Genomic DNA, 14,891 nt, shown 5'->3' with positions numbered 1-14,891 from the left:
TTGGTTCCGGTCAACCATTCAGAAATTCCGTATCAGATTGCATCCGCTTAGAACTTATCTTTCCAAGCCCTCAAGCTAGCAAACACCTCGGCCCCAGTGCGGTTGTCGCGACCATTCCGTTCGTCCGCTTTTTGTTTAACGGATGTTTCGGCGGTACGCAAAAAAGGGTTAGTACGTTTTTCCAGGGCCAGGTTGGACGGCAGTGTCATCTCGCCACGGGCGCGCAATTGCTTGACGCTTTCGACGCGTTCGGCAATATCGGCATTGTCCGGTTCCACGGCTTGGGCAAACTTGAGGTTACTTTGCGTGTACTCGTGGGTGCAGTACACCAGTGTGTCGGCGGGCAGTGCGGCCAGGCGCTCCAGTGAGGTGTGCATCTGTTCCGGGGTGCCTTCGAACAGGCGCCCGCAACCGGCGGCAAACAGGGTGTCGCCACAAAACAGCACGCCCTGATGGTAATAGGCGATATGGCCGAGGGTATGGCCGGGCACACTATAAACGTCGAAGTCCCAGCCGAGTGCGCTGATGCGCTCATTATCGTGCAGGGCCACGTCGCGCGCCGGGATCTTCTCGTTCGCCGGGCCGTAAACCTTGGCGTCAGTGACCTGTTTGAGCTGTTCGACGCCGCCGACATGATCATGGTGGTGGTGGGTGATCAGGATGTCGCTGAGCCTGTACCCCGGGTTTTGCTTGAGCCAGGCCAGCACCGGCGCGGCATCGCCGGGGTCGACCACGGCGCAGCGTTGGGTATCAGGGTCTTGTAACAACCAGATGTAGTTATCGGTGAAGGCGGGCAGGGCACTGATCTGTATCATTCTTCGATTCGCCAAGCTGAACACATTGGTGCATCTTAGAACGTCTAGGCGAATTGGAGAATGCAATGACTGATAAAGCGTTCGCCCAGGCCGATCCTGAATGGCTGGCCCTGATCAGCGCAGCCCGTGATTGGCTGTCCGGGCCGATCGGGCAATTTTTGCTGGATGAAGAGCGGCGCATGCTCGAAGACGAGCTGGGCCGGTTCTTTGGTGGCTACCTGGTGCACTACGGCCCGTCGGCCCAGACCCCGCCCGCTGCGCCGCAGGTGCAACGCAATGTGCGCCTAGGCGCGCCGTTGCCTGGCGTCGAAATTGTGTGCGAGGAACAGGCCTGGCCGCTGAGCGAACATGCCGCCGACGTGGTGGTGCTGCAGCATGGCCTGGATTTCTGCCTGTCGCCCCACGGTTTGCTGCGCGAGGCTGCCAGCAGCGTGCGCCCAGGTGGCCATTTGCTGATCATCGGCATCAACCCCTGGAGCAGTTGGGGCCTGCGCCATGTGTTCGCCCATGACGGCCTGCGCCAGGCGCGCTGCATCGCGCCGTCGCGGGTGGGCGACTGGTTGAACCTGCTGGGCTTCGCGCTGGAGAAACGCCGCTTCGGGTGCTATCGTCCGCCGCTTGCGTCTGCCAAGTGGCAAGCTCGTCTGGCCGGCTGGGAACGCCGGGCGGGTGCCTGGCAACTGTCGGGCGGCGGCTTCTATTTATTGGTGGCGCGCAAGATCGTGGTCGGGCTGCGGCCGGTGCGCCAGGTCGCGCGTCAGCCCATTGGCAAGCTGGTGCCGATGCCGATGGCCAAGGTCAACCGCAAGCAAAGCGAACCGTAAAACCCTTTTTCTGATTGAAGACCGAGCAACTGATGACCGATACCGTAGAACTCTTCACCGATGGCGCCTGCAAGGGCAACCCTGGCCCCGGCGGCTGGGGCGCGTTGCTGGTGTGCAAAGGCGTGGAGAAGGAACTGTGGGGCGGCGAAGCCAACACCACCAACAACCGCATGGAGCTGATGGGCGCCATTCGCGGCCTGGAAGAACTCAAGCGTCGCTGTGACGTGCTGTTGGTGACCGACTCGCAATACGTGATGAAGGGCATCAACGAGTGGATGGTCAACTGGAAGAAGCGCGGCTGGAAAACCGCGGCCAAGGAGCCGGTAAAGAATGCCGACCTGTGGCAACTGCTCGATGAGCAATGCAATCGCCATAACATCACCTGGAAATGGGTACGCGGGCATATCGGCCACCCTGGCAACGAGCGCGCCGACCAGTTGGCCAATCGTGGCGTGGATGAAGTGCGGGGCTACAAACAGAGCTGAGCCGGCTGACGTGTTAACATCGCGCCCCTTGATTCACACCACACTGCACACCACCGTTGAGAGCTGAACCCTGATGGCCATCCGATCTGTTGTACTCGATACCGAAACCACCGGCATGCCGGTGACCGATGGTCACCGGATCATTGAAATCGGCTGTGTCGAATTGATGGGTCGCCGTCTCACCGGGCGTCACTTTCACGTCTACCTGCAACCGGATCGTGACAGTGACGAGGGCGCGATTGGCGTCCACGGTATCACTGATGAATTCCTCAAGGGCAAGCCGCGCTTCGCTGAAGTGGCGGACGAGTTTTTTGAGTTCATCAACGGCGCTCAACTGATCATCCATAACGCGGCGTTCGACGTCGGCTTCATCAATAACGAGTTTGCCCTGATGGGGCAGACCGAGCGTGCGGATATCTCCCGTCACTGTTCGATCCTCGATACCTTGATGATGGCCCGTGAGCGTCACCCCGGCCAGCGCAACAGCCTGGATGCCTTGTGCAAACGTTATGGCGTCGACAACTCCGGCCGTGAACTGCACGGCGCCTTGCTCGACTCCGAGATTCTTGCCGACGTTTACCTGACCATGACCGGCGGGCAGACCAGCCTGTCCTTGGCCGGTAACGCTTCCGATGGCAGCGGCTCGGCGGAAGGTTCGGGCAACCGGCCTTCGGAAATCCGTCGTTTGGCGGCGGATCGCAAGCCGACCGCCATCATCCGTGCCAGCGAGCAGGACCTGGCCGAGCATGCGGCGCGCCTGGAAGCGATCGCCAAGTCGGCGGGTGCGCCGGCGTTGTGGTCGCAACTGACTCAGCAATAATCACCGCTGATCGCAATTAAACAATGTGGGAGCTGGCTTGCCTGCGATGGCATCAACTGGGTGTGCCTGATGTACCGAGGTGTCTGCATCGCAGCGGTGCGACGATTCGACAAGCCAGCTCCCACAGAAAAGCAGCGCTTCAGTGCATGCAAATTTGCAGCCGACCTCATATTCAGAACTGTATGCGGTCAACTGTGGGAGCGGGCTTGCTCGCGAATGCGGTGGGTCAGTTACAGATGAATTGACTGGCACACCGTCTTCGCGAGCAAGCCCGCTCCCACATTTAGACTGTGTTGAGTCAGGTAGATATGCTGTTGCTTTGCACTTGATCTGGCTTTTGATTCAACCACTCAGGTCGGCTTTCAGGCTGCCGTGCTCTGCTTTTGATCTTGCTTTTGATTTGAGGCGCCCCGTCAACCACGCTGGCCGAACGCAGGCTTGAATCCGTGGGTAACCCGGCAGGACGCCGGGTTAGCCGCGCTGGGCCAAGGATGGCCCATCGCGGCGGCCCACGGATTCAAGCCGGAGTGCGGGCACACCGAGCCTAGGCGAGGTGCCGAGTGGTGGGGCACAGACCTTTTGGTTACTTTTGGGGCGTTTGCCAAAAGTGACCCGCTGTAAGAGCGGAACCATAGGCCGCCGTTACCGCAGCAACGGATATGTACACCCACAAACCGCCATCGCAGGCAAGCCAGCTCCCACAGTAGATTTGCGTCGCCAGTTAAATCTTCATTCGCCACATCCACTCCCAGCTTCTACCCTGAGTGCATAGCCCTCAGGACTCCAAGCACTCATGTACAAAGACCTGAAGTTCCCTGTTCTTATCGTGCACCGTGACATCAAGGCCGACACCGTTGCCGGTGATCGGGTTCGAGGCATCGCCCACGAGCTGGAACAAGAGGGCTTCAGCATATTTTCTGCGGTGGATTACGCCGAAGGCCGCTTGGTGGCCTCTACCCATCATGGCTTGGCGTGCATGTTGATCGCCGCCGAGGGCGCTGGCGAAAACACCCACCTGCTGCAAAACATGGTCGAGTTGATTCGCCTGGCGCGGGTGAGGGCGCCCAACCTGCCGATCTTTGCCCTGGGCGAGCAGGTCACCCTGGAAAACGCGCCGGCCGACGCCATGAGCGAGCTCAACCAACTGCGCGGCATTCTGTACCTGTTCGAAGACACCGTGCCATTTCTGGCCCGACAGGTCGCACGCGCCGCACGCGCCTACCTTGATGGTTTGTTGCCGCCGTTCTTCAAAGCGCTGGTGCAGCACACGGCCGACTCCAACTATTCCTGGCACACCCCCGGCCATGGCGGCGGCGTGGCGTATCGCAAAAGCCCGGTGGGCCAGGCGTTTCACCAATTCTTCGGTGAAAACACCCTGCGTTCGGACCTGTCCGTGTCGGTGCCGGAACTGGGGTCGCTGCTCGATCACACCGGGCCATTGGCCGAAGCCGAGGCCCGTGCGGCGCGTAACTTTGGTGCCGATCACACGTTCTTCGTGATCAACGGCACCTCGACTGCCAACAAGATCGTCTGGCACTCCATGGTGGCACGCGACGACTTGGTGTTGGTGGATCGAAACTGCCACAAGTCAGTGCTGCATTCGATCATCATGACCGGCGCCATCCCGTTGTATTTGTGCCCGGAGCGCAACGAGCTGGGGATTATCGGCCCGATCCCGTTAAGCGAATTCAGCCCCGAATCGATCCGCGCCAAAATCGACGCCAGCCCCTTGACCCGTGGCCGGCCGGCGAAAGTGAAGCTGGCGGTGGTCACCAACTCCACCTACGACGGCCTGTGCTACAACGCCGAGCTGATCAAGCAGCAATTAGGCAACAGTGTCGAGGTGTTGCACTTCGACGAGGCCTGGTACGCCTACGCGGCCTTCCACGAATTCTTCGCCGGGCGTTATGGCATGGGCACTTCGCGCACCCCGGACAGCCCGCTGGTGTTCACCACCCACTCGACCCACAAATTGCTCGCGGCCTTCAGCCAGGCTTCGATGATTCATGTGCAGGATGGCGGCGCGCGCCAGCTGGACCGCGACCGCTTCAACGAAGCCTTCATGATGCACATCTCCACGTCCCCGCAATACAGCATCATCGCCTCGCTGGACGTGGCCTCGGCGATGATGGAAGGCCCGGCCGGGCGCTCGCTGCTGCAGGAGATGTTCGACGAAGCCCTGAGCTTTCGCCGTGCCTTGGCCAACTTGCGCCAGCATATTGCAGTCGAAGACTGGTGGTTCTCGATCTGGCAGCCGCCGTCGGTGGCCGGCATCGACCGCGTCGCCACGGCGGATTGGCTGTTGCACCCGCAGGACGACTGGCACGGCTTTGGCGATGTGGCCGAAGACTACGTGTTGCTGGACCCGATCAAAGTCACCCTGGTAATGCCCGGCCTTAACGCCGGCGGCGCCTTGAGCGACTGCGGGATTCCCGCCGCAGTGGTCAGCAAGTTCCTCTGGGAGCGCGGGCTGGTGGTGGAAAAGACCGGTTTGTATTCCTTCCTCGTGTTGTTTTCCATGGGCATCACCAAGGGCAAATGGAGCACCTTGCTCACCGAATTGCTGGAGTTCAAGCGCAACTACGACGCCAATGCCAGCCTGGCCAGCTGTTTGCCCTCGGTGTTCAAAGAGGGCCCGGCGCGCTATCAAGGCCTGGGTTTGCGTGACCTGTGCGACCAGTTGCATAGTTGTTACCGCAGCAACGCCACGGCCAAACACCTCAAGCGGAGGTACACGGTGCTGCCGGACATTGCGATGAAACCGGCCGATGCCTACGACCATCTGGTCAGGGGGGAAGTCGAAGCCGTTTCCATTGATGCCTTGCCAGGACGCATCGCAGCCGTGATGCTGGTGCCTTATCCACCGGGCATTCCGTTGATCATGCCGGGCGAGCGCTTTACCGAATCAACCCGTTCAATCATCGACTACCTGGCATTTGCCCGCACGTTCGATAATAGTTTCCCCGGTTTTGTCGCTGATGTGCATGGGTTGCAGCACGAAGATGACGGCAGTGGTCGTTGTTACACCGTCGATTGCATCAAGGGTTAAGGATGTTTATGCAAGCTGTAATGAACCCGAAGTATCCCGGGCTCAGCGTTCGAGTCGCCGATGAGGGCTTTGACGCCTATGTGTGGGGCAATGACTTCAGCTTTGAGGTCGGCGCCTACGGCGTGCCGGAGATGGGCAAGCGTGTCGACCAATGGGCGGTGGAGCGCATCCTGCCGTACCGCAAGTGTTATGGCATCGACCCGGAAGAATTCGCCAGTTTTCGCGATGTCCCCGACAGCGCGATTTTTATGGCGTATTTGGATGATCGCGCGGTGGGGCACATTGTGGTCAGCACCAACTGGAACGGTTTTGCCCATGTCGACGAACTGGCGGTGGCCTTGCCGGCGCGGCGCCATGGCGTGGCCAAGGCGTTGCTGGATGTCGCGCAGTTCTGGGCGCGCAAGAAAAACCTGCCGGGCATGATGCTTGAAACCCAGAACAACAACCTCGGTGCCTGCCGCCTGTATGAGCGGTGCGGGTATGTGATAGGCGGGATCGACCAATTGCGCTATCGCGGGATTGATCCGCAAACCCGTGAAGTGGCGATTTTCTGGTATCGGTTGTTCACCTTTGAATCGAACTCGGCCTGATCGCGGCTGACTGCCCAGCTTCAGGCCGAGTTGAGGTGTTGCCGCCTAGGTCATGAATCAATCCAGGAGTGTTCGGCGCCGATGTCGATCTGCAGTTGGGTACGGAACTGGCTGTAGTGCTTTTTGGCCTCATCCACGCTCTGTTTCAGCCCTTCCGGCGCCGTCAGGCCTTGATTGGCATAGTACTGGCGCGTATCACTTTCCAGGTTGAACGCCTCGCCCTGCGGAAACCTGCTGTCGGCCTGTTGCATTTTTTTGTTGTTCAGGCCATCGAACCCCGCATAGTAAATGTCCGGTCGCTTGGCTTTCAGTACATCGTCAAACAACGTTGGGCCGACGGTTTCAAAGACCTTGCCTTCGTACTCCAGGAAGTCTGAGGTGTAGGCAAATCCGCCGGTGGTATTTCTGGAAAGGGTTGGCCGATTGGTCTCGAAGTACGCTTTGTTTTTAGTGAAGCGCCGGTTCATCTCGGCGATCATCTCAGTCACCACTGGGTTATCCGGTTGCGTGGCGAAGTTACTGGTATTGAAGAAGGGTTTGAAATCGGTCACGCGGTGGGCGACCGGGGCGGCTGACTAACATATCCGAGTCGCCGGCGTTCAAGCCAGCCGAACCCAAAGTGCCTCTTATCGTGTCATCGGTGTCCAGGTAAATACCTCCATATTTATTCATCAACGGGTAGCGCGTGACATCCGAAGTGGCGGCGAGGTTTTTGCCTTGTCCCTGGCGGAAATAGGTGTACAGCTCGGAGTTTTTCAGCGGCTCGAAAAAGGCGTCTTCATGCAGGTTCATGACCGTGATGCCGGAGGCGTTGTTTTCCAGTTTGAGCTTGATGGCCTGGAATGTCTGCGCATCGTCGGCGTCCACATGCACGATGGATTTGAACCCCGGCATTTTCTCGGCATTGTTCGCGATATTCTTCGCCAGCTTGTCCGGTATCTCGCCGCCGGCCCAGAAATAATGAATGTCCTTGGGGATCGGCCGGATATTCTTCGGCATCTGCAATATGGCCGGCGGCGTGATTTCGATAAACCTGAAGTTGTGCTCGGCAATGTGCTTCTTGGCATTTATATATTCTTGCAGTGGGCCTCGTTGCCACTTGTTCTTCGCGGTTCTCCAGAAGTATTCGGTGGCGGTGCCGTTACCCGTGCCTGAGCCGGCCCTCCAGGCGCCCACTTGGGTGTCAAAGGTGGTGACATAGTTCATCCCCTGGTAGTTGATGGTGTAGGGGTAGGGGCTGTCGGTGTGTATTTTTATATCGTCCACCGGTACGACGTAGGTGGTGTCGTTGAGTTTCCACGGCGATGGAGGGCTGCCGCCGAATAAACGAGTGGCGGTGGCGGAAGGTTCCCAACCGGCGTTGCCCAGGTCTTTGACGGGAATGGTGTTGCGGGCGGCACTGGGGTGTTGGATGACTCGCTGGCCGTCTTTGATTTTCGACGCGTAGAACGCGTTGTCGATTTTTATATATTCTTTGTTGTTCGGGCCTACATAGATATTGTTCTGCAGCCCCGTCACCCGCAACTGCTCGGGGGCGACGTTGACCTTGTAATCAAGCAGCGACGGGGGTGTCAAGAGCTTTGACTTCGCCTCCGAGCGTCGCCACCGTGGGCTGAAAATGGTCCAGCGGAGCGCCATAAGGCTGTTGTTTGATCACGTCGTAGGCATGCCAATGACCGTTACGGAATACGGCGCCCGCTTCCACGCGTTGATCAGCAACCTTGTAGGTGCCGATGGCAGCCAGGCCATGTTGCGTACCGGCTGCTTTGAGCGCGTCGTAACTGCCATTGGCGCCCTTGAGGACGCTGACGGCCTTGCGTGCCTTGGACAGCGTCCAGCGGCTGATACCCTTGAGCAAGTCGCCCGCGCCATCGAGCGGGTTGAGTGCCTGGATCGCGACGGTCCCGAGGAATCGGGCCGCCCTCGCCACGCCCTTGACACCGGACACGCCTTTGGCAAATACCCTGCCTGCCTGTGCGACCTTGCCGGCGCCCAGGGTCACTAGGCCAACCACGTCCGTGGCAAGATCAAACAGACCGTCGCCGATCTTGCCCTGCATGAAATTGACGATCGCCGACCTCAAGGGAATCATGTTGAGGAAAAGCTCGCGGAGCCTCTTGTTATCCGCCGCGTCCTTGTCGTAAGAGGTCATCCCTCTGGCATAGTTGCGCAGGTCCTCGCTTTGCAGATCAAGGGCATTGACGACCAACTTGGCGATGTAGGCGCTACGTTCGCTATCAAAAACACGCGGTGTGTCCGAGGTCGTGGGTTTTTTTTCAGGGGCCTGTGTGGCGTGCTCGTCCGCGAAGGGGTTGAACTCTTCGAGTTTGGAGAGCAGGTTGGCGTCTCTGCGTTCGAGCTCTTTGTAGGGCGGCGTGTACTTTTTGAGCAGATCATTGTGTTTTGAAACAGTGCCGGCGAGCGTATCGATGCGATAAAGGTTGACCTGCTTGTCACGCGTGATCTTTACATCCAGCGTATGGTCTTTTCGGTAGAGGGTCTTATTCCAGAAATCGTTTTCTATCTTGTATTGGTTGGTACGGAAAAATTCGAGTTGGCCATATTCAAAGTTCTTTCGGTCCTCCGGCGGCAAGGTTGAGATGAGGTACTGGGTCAAGCCTGCGTGACCTTTTTCCTGCGCCTCTATTGCCTGCTTGTAATTCTCGGCAAAGGGCTCTGCAACCGACAGTTTGCCGCCTGCGCTGGCTATGCAAAACGCTTCGATCGGTATCCGTTTGTCATCGGTGAGCCAATGTTCTTTGTCCCCATGATTGACCTTTTCACCCCGCATCACGACGTCCAGCATTGAATGTTTGCCGGGGGAACGGCCGGGCCTTCCTGGGGACAACGTGGCTTTCGTGAGGCACTTGGACCTGAATACGTCGTCTGCGATACCCGGAAATTCACTTTTGAGCAGGGCCATCCCCATCTCTTCGCACATGGGGATGGGCGTTGCGAGCGCGGTGGAGGTCGCTTGCAAGGCGCTCTGTTGGGCCATGAACGTGCTCTGTACGGCCAGCATTTGTGTTTCAGTCGGTACCGGGTCGGCCTTCAACAGCTCATTGGCCACTCCCCAGTTGCGTAATGCTTCGCGCTGGATGGCGTGTGTGAGCGCTGCACCGATGTCGAGGTCTTCGGCGGCGGCGATCACTTGGGCATACGTCATCGTGAGCACGCAGCCAGGGGATTGCGCTTCCAGCTTGGCCGCGGCAATCGCCAGCTGCGCCCAGGGGATACTGCCGTATGTCACGCCGGGCGGGATGTCCTTGACCAGGCAATGCGGTGCGGTGCGCGCCAGCAACACTCGGGCGGCAAGGTCCGCCGAGGGCGCGGTGGCCAGTCCTTGGGTCACCAGGTATTGGCTCAAACCGTCGATTATCGCGGGCGCTGATTTCCCCCAGAATGCCCGTTGGTTCAGGTCAAATTCGGCCACGTTAGTGCGCGTCGGCTCGCTTGTGATGGTTGAGTCCAGGCCCAGGTGAATCGCTGCCAGCAGGTAATCATTGATGCTGCTGGTGGTGGCAATGCCGCCCAATTTTGTTTGTATGGCCCGGCCCAGGGCTTGTGCGTTGGCCGAACCGAGCAATGTCTCCACTGCGTTGCTGGTTTGTTTCAGATCAGCGTTGGACAGGTTGGCCGCTGACAGCAGGTAGCCGAGCACGCCTTTTTTTTTGTCGGCCAATGGCAGTCCGGGCACAGTTGCGTGGGGCGCATTCAACAGGTCGATGATGGTTTGTTTTTGCTGGGCGTTCAGAGGTATCGGCCAGGCCAGTGCACCGCTGAAATTGCCCAGAGGGTGGGAATGGGCCTGTTTTACGGCGACTTGGTACAACGCGAGCAAGTCGTCCAGGGTTTTGGGGGGAGTCAAGCCGCTGCCGCTGAGGAACACTTCAAGTTTGACCAGGCTGGTGGGGGTCAGCTTGTGTTTGCGGTAGTAGCTGGAGTCTTCACACACCGATATTGAGACAGTGTTCAGGTGCGAGGCCAGTGTTGCCTCCAGTTGGCTTTTTTGCTCGCTGGACATATCGCCGTGGGAAGCTTGTTCCAGTGACTCAAGGACCTTGTGCAGGGCCTGGCTCAACGTTTGCCAGTTATGCCGTTCGGCAAAGGCATTGTTCAGGGCTGTCGGGTTGTCGAATTCGTCAGCGTCGCTGTCGTTGGCTGGCTCGGCTGGCTGAGCTGTCAGGGGGCGGGGTGAGTGTTCCGGCGCGAGGCTGGCCGGTGCAAAGAGAGGGGTATAAGCGGGTGCAAGAGGGATCGCAGTCATGAGTTAACCTGTCCGTAGTTTTAAGAGAGCGTCCAGCACAACGCGCTTGGGGCGCTGTGTGCGTCGTTGGGTGGGACAAAACTCGGACAGAGTTCCCGCCTGACTGTCAGGGATTGTTTCGACGACAAGGCGGGTAAAGAGGGCGCGCAGATGAGGGTCAGGAGGCCCGTGGAGGCGGCGTTTGGCCAGCCAGCAAGGCCTCGGCCTTCTGTGCGACGATTTCCATCAGTGCGTTCAACGCTGGTGTGGGTTCAGCGTCCTTGAGCGTCAACGCATAAAGGACTACGGGAACAGGTGGCGATAACGGACACGCATCCAGCCCGGCGTCCCGCGCGCCAAACGCGGTGAACGGGTCGACAATGGCCAGCCCTTCGCCAGCTTCCACCATGCTGCGCATCATCTGGTAGGTCTGCACCCGCGTTTGCACCACCGGCAGCGGGCGCAGGGCTTGCAGTTTAGCGTCCAACAGACGGCTTAGCGGGTCGTGGCCTTCCAACCCGATCATCGACTGCCCGGCCAGGTCCTGCAGCGCAATGTACTTTTGCTTGGGTTTGAGCCAACCCTGGGGCGCGAGCAGTTGCAACTTGCCCTGGGCCAGTACGGTGCTTTGGATTTGCGGGTGTTGCGGATCATGCAGGCTCAGGCCCACATCGGCTTCATGCAACAGCAGGCTCCTGACAATCTCCCGCGTCGGCTGGCTCGACAGGTTGCACGGCGTGTCCTGAAAGCGCCGGCGCAGCAGCGCCAGGCTTTGCGGCAAGAGTTGATTGGCCAGGGGCGGCGTGCACAGCGTGCGCAAGGTCGGGGCGTGATGGTGTTTGAGGCGGCTGGCCAGGCGCTGCACCGGCTCCAGCGCCTCATAGAGGTGGGCGATTTCAGCCTGCAACTCAAGGGTTTCGCGCGTGGCTTGCAAACGCCCGCGCACGCTGGCAAACAGCATGAAGCCCAGTTGCTGCTCGGCCTCCTTGAGGGTTGCGTCCACATCGCCCACGGAGAGTTGCAACCACTCGGCGGCCAAGCCTGGGGTTCCGGTCTGCAAAATGGCCTGAATCACTTCGATATGACGTAAACGCATCGCCGGAGTCTATGTTCAGTGTGGTGGGGTTTCAATGGCTGGGTAAAAAAGAGCACAGGCCTGGGTGAGTGTTGGCTACCGTCAGTGTGTATGTCACTGTCACGGGCAGGTTATACAAAGAATGTATCAATCGAGGGAAAGGGGGAGTCTCATCATGCCGGCAAGTCTTATAACCGCAAAAATACCCTCCCAGCGTGGCTTTACGCGCTGGGCGGTGCTGGTGGTGCTGGTCATCATTGGCTTGTTGGCCCTGGCGCTGGGGCCACGCCTGTTCGGGGACGTGACGCTGGCAGAGATCGCTGCCGCCAAGGCTCAGGTGGCTGAGCTGGGCAAGGCTGTCGAGCAGTTCCATCAGGACACTGGTCGCTACCCTACGGATGAGGAGGGCCTGGAGGTGTTGACCGCGCAATCTGCGCCGTCGGCCAACGGCAAAGGCCCCTATGTCAAGGAAGAGCTATTGACCGACCCCTGGGGCATCGCCTATCAGTACCACTACCCGGCGACCCAGCCCAACACCGCCTTCGATCTGTTTTCATTCGGCAAGGACCGGACCCTCGGCGGCGTCGGCGATAACAAGGATATTACTTACGGCGACCACTGAATCACCTGGCATTCCCCATCGACCCGATTAGAATGACGCAGCTGATCATCAACGACCAATGCCGCTCGCACGGCACTTAAAACAACAACAGGTCTGGTCTCACATGCCTCTACCCTCGACGTTTTTCGGGGTAAGGGCCAAACAACTGCTGGTCTTGGTGACCATTGGTTGCGTGGCTGCTTATCTCCTCAATAATCAAGACGAACGCACCCCGGAAAACCACGCCCTTGAGGCGTTTATCCGTTCCCAGGAACAGGTGAGCGAGCAGGTGGGGGCGGTGCTGGAGATTGCGCTGGTCAGGCAGGTGGTGGCGCATCCCGCTTACGGCACGCCGGGCTACAAGCGTTCGCTGTATGCCGTTGAAGGCGAGCGGGGACGGTTGCTGGTAACGCTCAAGCAACTGGACGGCGAGCAGGACGTGGAGGTGACGCAGATGCGCCGCCCGTGATCCCCCCGGCCCAGTCAACGCCAGTAATGGCCAGGACTGAGCAGGTCGATAAGGCGGGATCTTATGAAGCGAGGACGGTTTGCGATTCGCGGGTGATGATGGTCCCCGACTGGATCAATTTGAATTCATCGCCTTCCAATTTTTCTACACGGTCGCCAATGGCCAGCTTGTAGGTGGTGGTAGGCGGCGAGCCAGCCTGGCCGTCCTGCGCCGGGTTGGATTCCTGGAACTCATGCACGGAATACACGCGTCCTTCCGCGTCTCTGGCATGGAACTGTCCGACAAGTACTGCAGCCATCTGTTTAGAACCTCTGGAGATAAACACTCGATTTGCGGTTCTGTAGACCGTCATGGAGCGGGGTAGTTTACCTATGGAAAAAAAATACTATTCTTTGATGTTTTCCGACGTTTCCTACGCTGGTGGGTGCGTGGCAAACGGCGTTGAGATTATCAAAACTCACTGGTGAAGCTGTCGTGAAGTCTCTATAACTACAAGCTCCTTTAGTCAGACGTCGGGAAAACCTCATGAGCAAGGTCTACACGATTGCCGTCCTGGTTGGCAGCCTTAGAAAAGACTCGATCAACCGTAAGGTCGCGTTGGCACTGGCCGAACTGGCCCCCGCCAATCTCAAGTTGAGCATTGTGGAAATTGGCGATTTGCCGCTCTACAACGAGGACATCGACGGTGCATCACCGCCGGCAGCCTACAGTACTTTCCGTCAGCAAGTACGTTCATCCGACGCGGTGTTGTTTGTAACCCCGGAATACAACCGTTCCGTGCCCGCCCCGTTGAAGAATGCCATTGACGTTGGGTCGCGTCCTTATGGGCAAAGTGCCTATGGGGGTAAGCCTGGGGCGATCATCAGTGTGTCGCCGGGGGCCATTGGTGGGTTTGGTGCCAACCACCATCTGCGCCAGTCGCTGGTGTTTCTGGATGTGCCTTGCATGCAGCAGCCCGAGGCGTACCTGGGCGGGGCGGGGAGTGTGTTTGATGAGGCGGGTCAGGTGTCGGAGAAGACCCGGCCGTTTTTGCAGGCGTTTATTGATGGGTATGGTAAGTGGGTTGAGAAACAGTTGGGCTGATGGGGGTAGGGCGTGGTGGTTGGGGGCATATCCGTTGCTGCGGTAACGGCGGCCTATGGTTCCGCTCTTACAGCGGGTCACTTTTGGCAAACGCCCCAAAAGTAACCAAAAGGTCTGTGCCCCACCACTTGGCACCTCGCTAATGCTCGGTGTGCCCTCACTCCGGCTTGAATCCGTGGGCCGCCGCGATGGGCCATCCTTGGCCCAGCGCGGCTAACCCGGCGTCCTGCCGGGTTACCCACGGATTCAAGCCTGCGTTCGGCCATCGTGGTTGACGGGGCGCCTCAGATCAAAATCAAGATCAAAAGCAGAGCACGGCGGCCTGAAAGCCGACCTGAGTGGTTGAAGCAAAAGCCAGATCAAGTGCAAAGCAAAAGCCTCTCTACCTGATGCAACGCGGTCTAAATGTGGGAGCGGGCTCATGCAGTTTCGAATATGAGGTCGGCTGCGGATTTGCATCCACTGAAGAACTGCTTTTCTGTGGGAGCTGGCTTGCCTGCGATGCAGACACCTCGGTGTGTCAGGTGCACCGAGTTGATGCTATCGCAGGCAAGCCAGCTCCCACCTTTGACCGAGTATGGCTCTGCTGTTGCTGTTGCTGTTGCTGTTGCTGTTGCTGTTGCTGTTGCTGTTGCTCTTACATCCTTTTCGATGACGAAGTCAGCGGTCTTTTGATCTGCGCTTTTGATCTTGATCTTGATCTTGATCTTGATCTGAAATCGCCCCGTCAAACACGATGGCCGGAATCCGACAGTGATTTGGGGGGTAAACCGGCAGGGATGCCGGTTTAGCCGCCCCGCGCCATGGATGGCGCGTGGCGGCGGCCCCCCAAAT

General features: G+C 58.8%; 15 protein-coding genes. 8 read left to right on the top strand and 7 right to left on the bottom strand.

All coding sequences use genetic code 11. From position 1 onward, the window contains the following. Positions 1-47: 47 nt before the first annotated feature. Positions 48-815: a hydroxyacylglutathione hydrolase gene (gene gloB, locus QF043_RS16305; protein WP_307419349.1), complete on the bottom strand. Its 768-nt coding sequence runs from the start codon at positions 813-815 to the stop codon at positions 48-50. Positions 816-880: 65 nt separating this feature from the next. Between gloB and QF043_RS16300 the strand changes: the two genes are divergently transcribed. From QF043_RS16300 to QF043_RS16280, 5 genes are all read left to right on the top strand, one after another. Further along, a complete protein-coding gene (locus QF043_RS16300; RefSeq protein WP_307419348.1) occupies positions 881-1,639 on the top strand; it encodes a class I SAM-dependent methyltransferase in 759 nt (252 codons plus the stop codon). A 32-nt stretch (positions 1,640-1,671) separates the two neighbouring features. Further along, positions 1,672-2,124 carry a ribonuclease HI gene (rnhA, locus tag QF043_RS16295; protein WP_003207474.1) on the top strand — a complete coding sequence of 151 codons (453 nt, stop codon included), beginning with the start codon at positions 1,672-1,674 and terminating at the stop codon, positions 2,122-2,124. A 79-nt stretch (positions 2,125-2,203) separates the two neighbouring features. Further along, positions 2,204-2,944, top strand: coding sequence for a DNA polymerase III subunit epsilon (gene dnaQ, locus QF043_RS16290; RefSeq protein WP_307421416.1), 741 nt, complete (start codon positions 2,204-2,206; stop codon positions 2,942-2,944). Between the two features lie 793 nt (positions 2,945-3,737). Further along, the gene (locus QF043_RS16285; RefSeq protein WP_307419347.1) at positions 3,738-5,993 is read left to right on the top strand and encodes an arginine/lysine/ornithine decarboxylase; all 2,256 of its coding nucleotides are present in this window, start codon (positions 3,738-3,740) and stop codon (positions 5,991-5,993) included. 8 nt (positions 5,994-6,001) lie between these two features. Continuing rightward, positions 6,002-6,583, top strand: coding sequence for a GNAT family N-acetyltransferase (locus QF043_RS16280; protein ID WP_307419346.1), 582 nt, complete (start codon positions 6,002-6,004; stop codon positions 6,581-6,583). Positions 6,584-6,633: 50 nt separating this feature from the next. Here QF043_RS16280 and QF043_RS16275 read toward each other — a convergent pair whose 3' ends face one another. From QF043_RS16275 to QF043_RS16260, 4 genes are all read right to left on the bottom strand, one after another. Beyond that, positions 6,634-7,062, bottom strand: coding sequence for a hypothetical protein (locus QF043_RS16275; RefSeq protein ID WP_307419345.1), 429 nt, complete (start codon positions 7,060-7,062; stop codon positions 6,634-6,636). 37 nt (positions 7,063-7,099) lie between these two features. Next, positions 7,100-8,158, bottom strand: a complete 1,059-nt coding sequence (locus tag QF043_RS16270; protein ID WP_307419344.1) for a glycosyltransferase — start codon at positions 8,156-8,158, stop codon at positions 7,100-7,102. After that, the gene (locus tag QF043_RS16265) at positions 8,136-10,850 is read right to left on the bottom strand and encodes a hypothetical protein (protein WP_307419343.1); all 2,715 of its coding nucleotides are present in this window, start codon (positions 10,848-10,850) and stop codon (positions 8,136-8,138) included. Before QF043_RS16265 ends, QF043_RS16270 begins: the two co-directional genes overlap by 23 nt. Before the next feature lie 157 nt (positions 10,851-11,007). Next, positions 11,008-11,925: a LysR substrate-binding domain-containing protein gene (locus QF043_RS16260; RefSeq protein ID WP_307419342.1), complete on the bottom strand. Its 918-nt coding sequence runs from the start codon at positions 11,923-11,925 to the stop codon at positions 11,008-11,010. Between the two features lie 154 nt (positions 11,926-12,079). On the opposite strand from QF043_RS16260, the gene gspG reads away from it, so the two are divergent. Together gspG and QF043_RS16250 are read left to right on the top strand one after the other, a co-directional pair. Continuing rightward, on the top strand, positions 12,080-12,526 hold the full coding sequence (gspG, locus tag QF043_RS16255; RefSeq protein WP_307419341.1) for a type II secretion system major pseudopilin GspG: 447 nt from the start codon (positions 12,080-12,082) through the stop codon (positions 12,524-12,526). 103 nt (positions 12,527-12,629) lie between these two features. Beyond that, positions 12,630-12,974: a hypothetical protein gene (locus QF043_RS16250; RefSeq protein WP_307419339.1), complete on the top strand. Its 345-nt coding sequence runs from the start codon at positions 12,630-12,632 to the stop codon at positions 12,972-12,974. 61 nt (positions 12,975-13,035) lie between these two features. Here the strand turns inward: QF043_RS16250 and QF043_RS16245 are convergent, their stop codons facing one another. Further along, entirely contained in the window at positions 13,036-13,272 is a 237-nt protein-coding gene (locus QF043_RS16245; RefSeq protein WP_307419338.1) for a hypothetical protein, read from the bottom strand. Positions 13,273-13,499: 227 nt separating this feature from the next. On the opposite strand from QF043_RS16245, the gene QF043_RS16240 reads away from it, so the two are divergent. Next, positions 13,500-14,057, top strand: a complete 558-nt coding sequence (locus QF043_RS16240; protein ID WP_307419337.1) for an NADPH-dependent FMN reductase — start codon at positions 13,500-13,502, stop codon at positions 14,055-14,057. Between the two features lie 419 nt (positions 14,058-14,476). On the opposite strand, the gene QF043_RS16235 is transcribed toward QF043_RS16240, so the two are convergent. After that, positions 14,477-14,788: a hypothetical protein gene (locus QF043_RS16235; protein ID WP_307419336.1), complete on the bottom strand. Its 312-nt coding sequence runs from the start codon at positions 14,786-14,788 to the stop codon at positions 14,477-14,479. Between the last annotated feature and the right edge of the window lie 103 nt (positions 14,789-14,891).

This window comes from Pseudomonas sp. W3I7 (genome assembly GCF_030816095.1).
Taxonomy (GTDB): Bacteria; Pseudomonadota; Gammaproteobacteria; order Pseudomonadales; family Pseudomonadaceae; genus Aquipseudomonas; species Aquipseudomonas salomonii.
The sequence above is the reverse complement of the archived record's forward strand: the minus strand, read 5'-3'. Positions and strand labels throughout refer to the sequence as shown.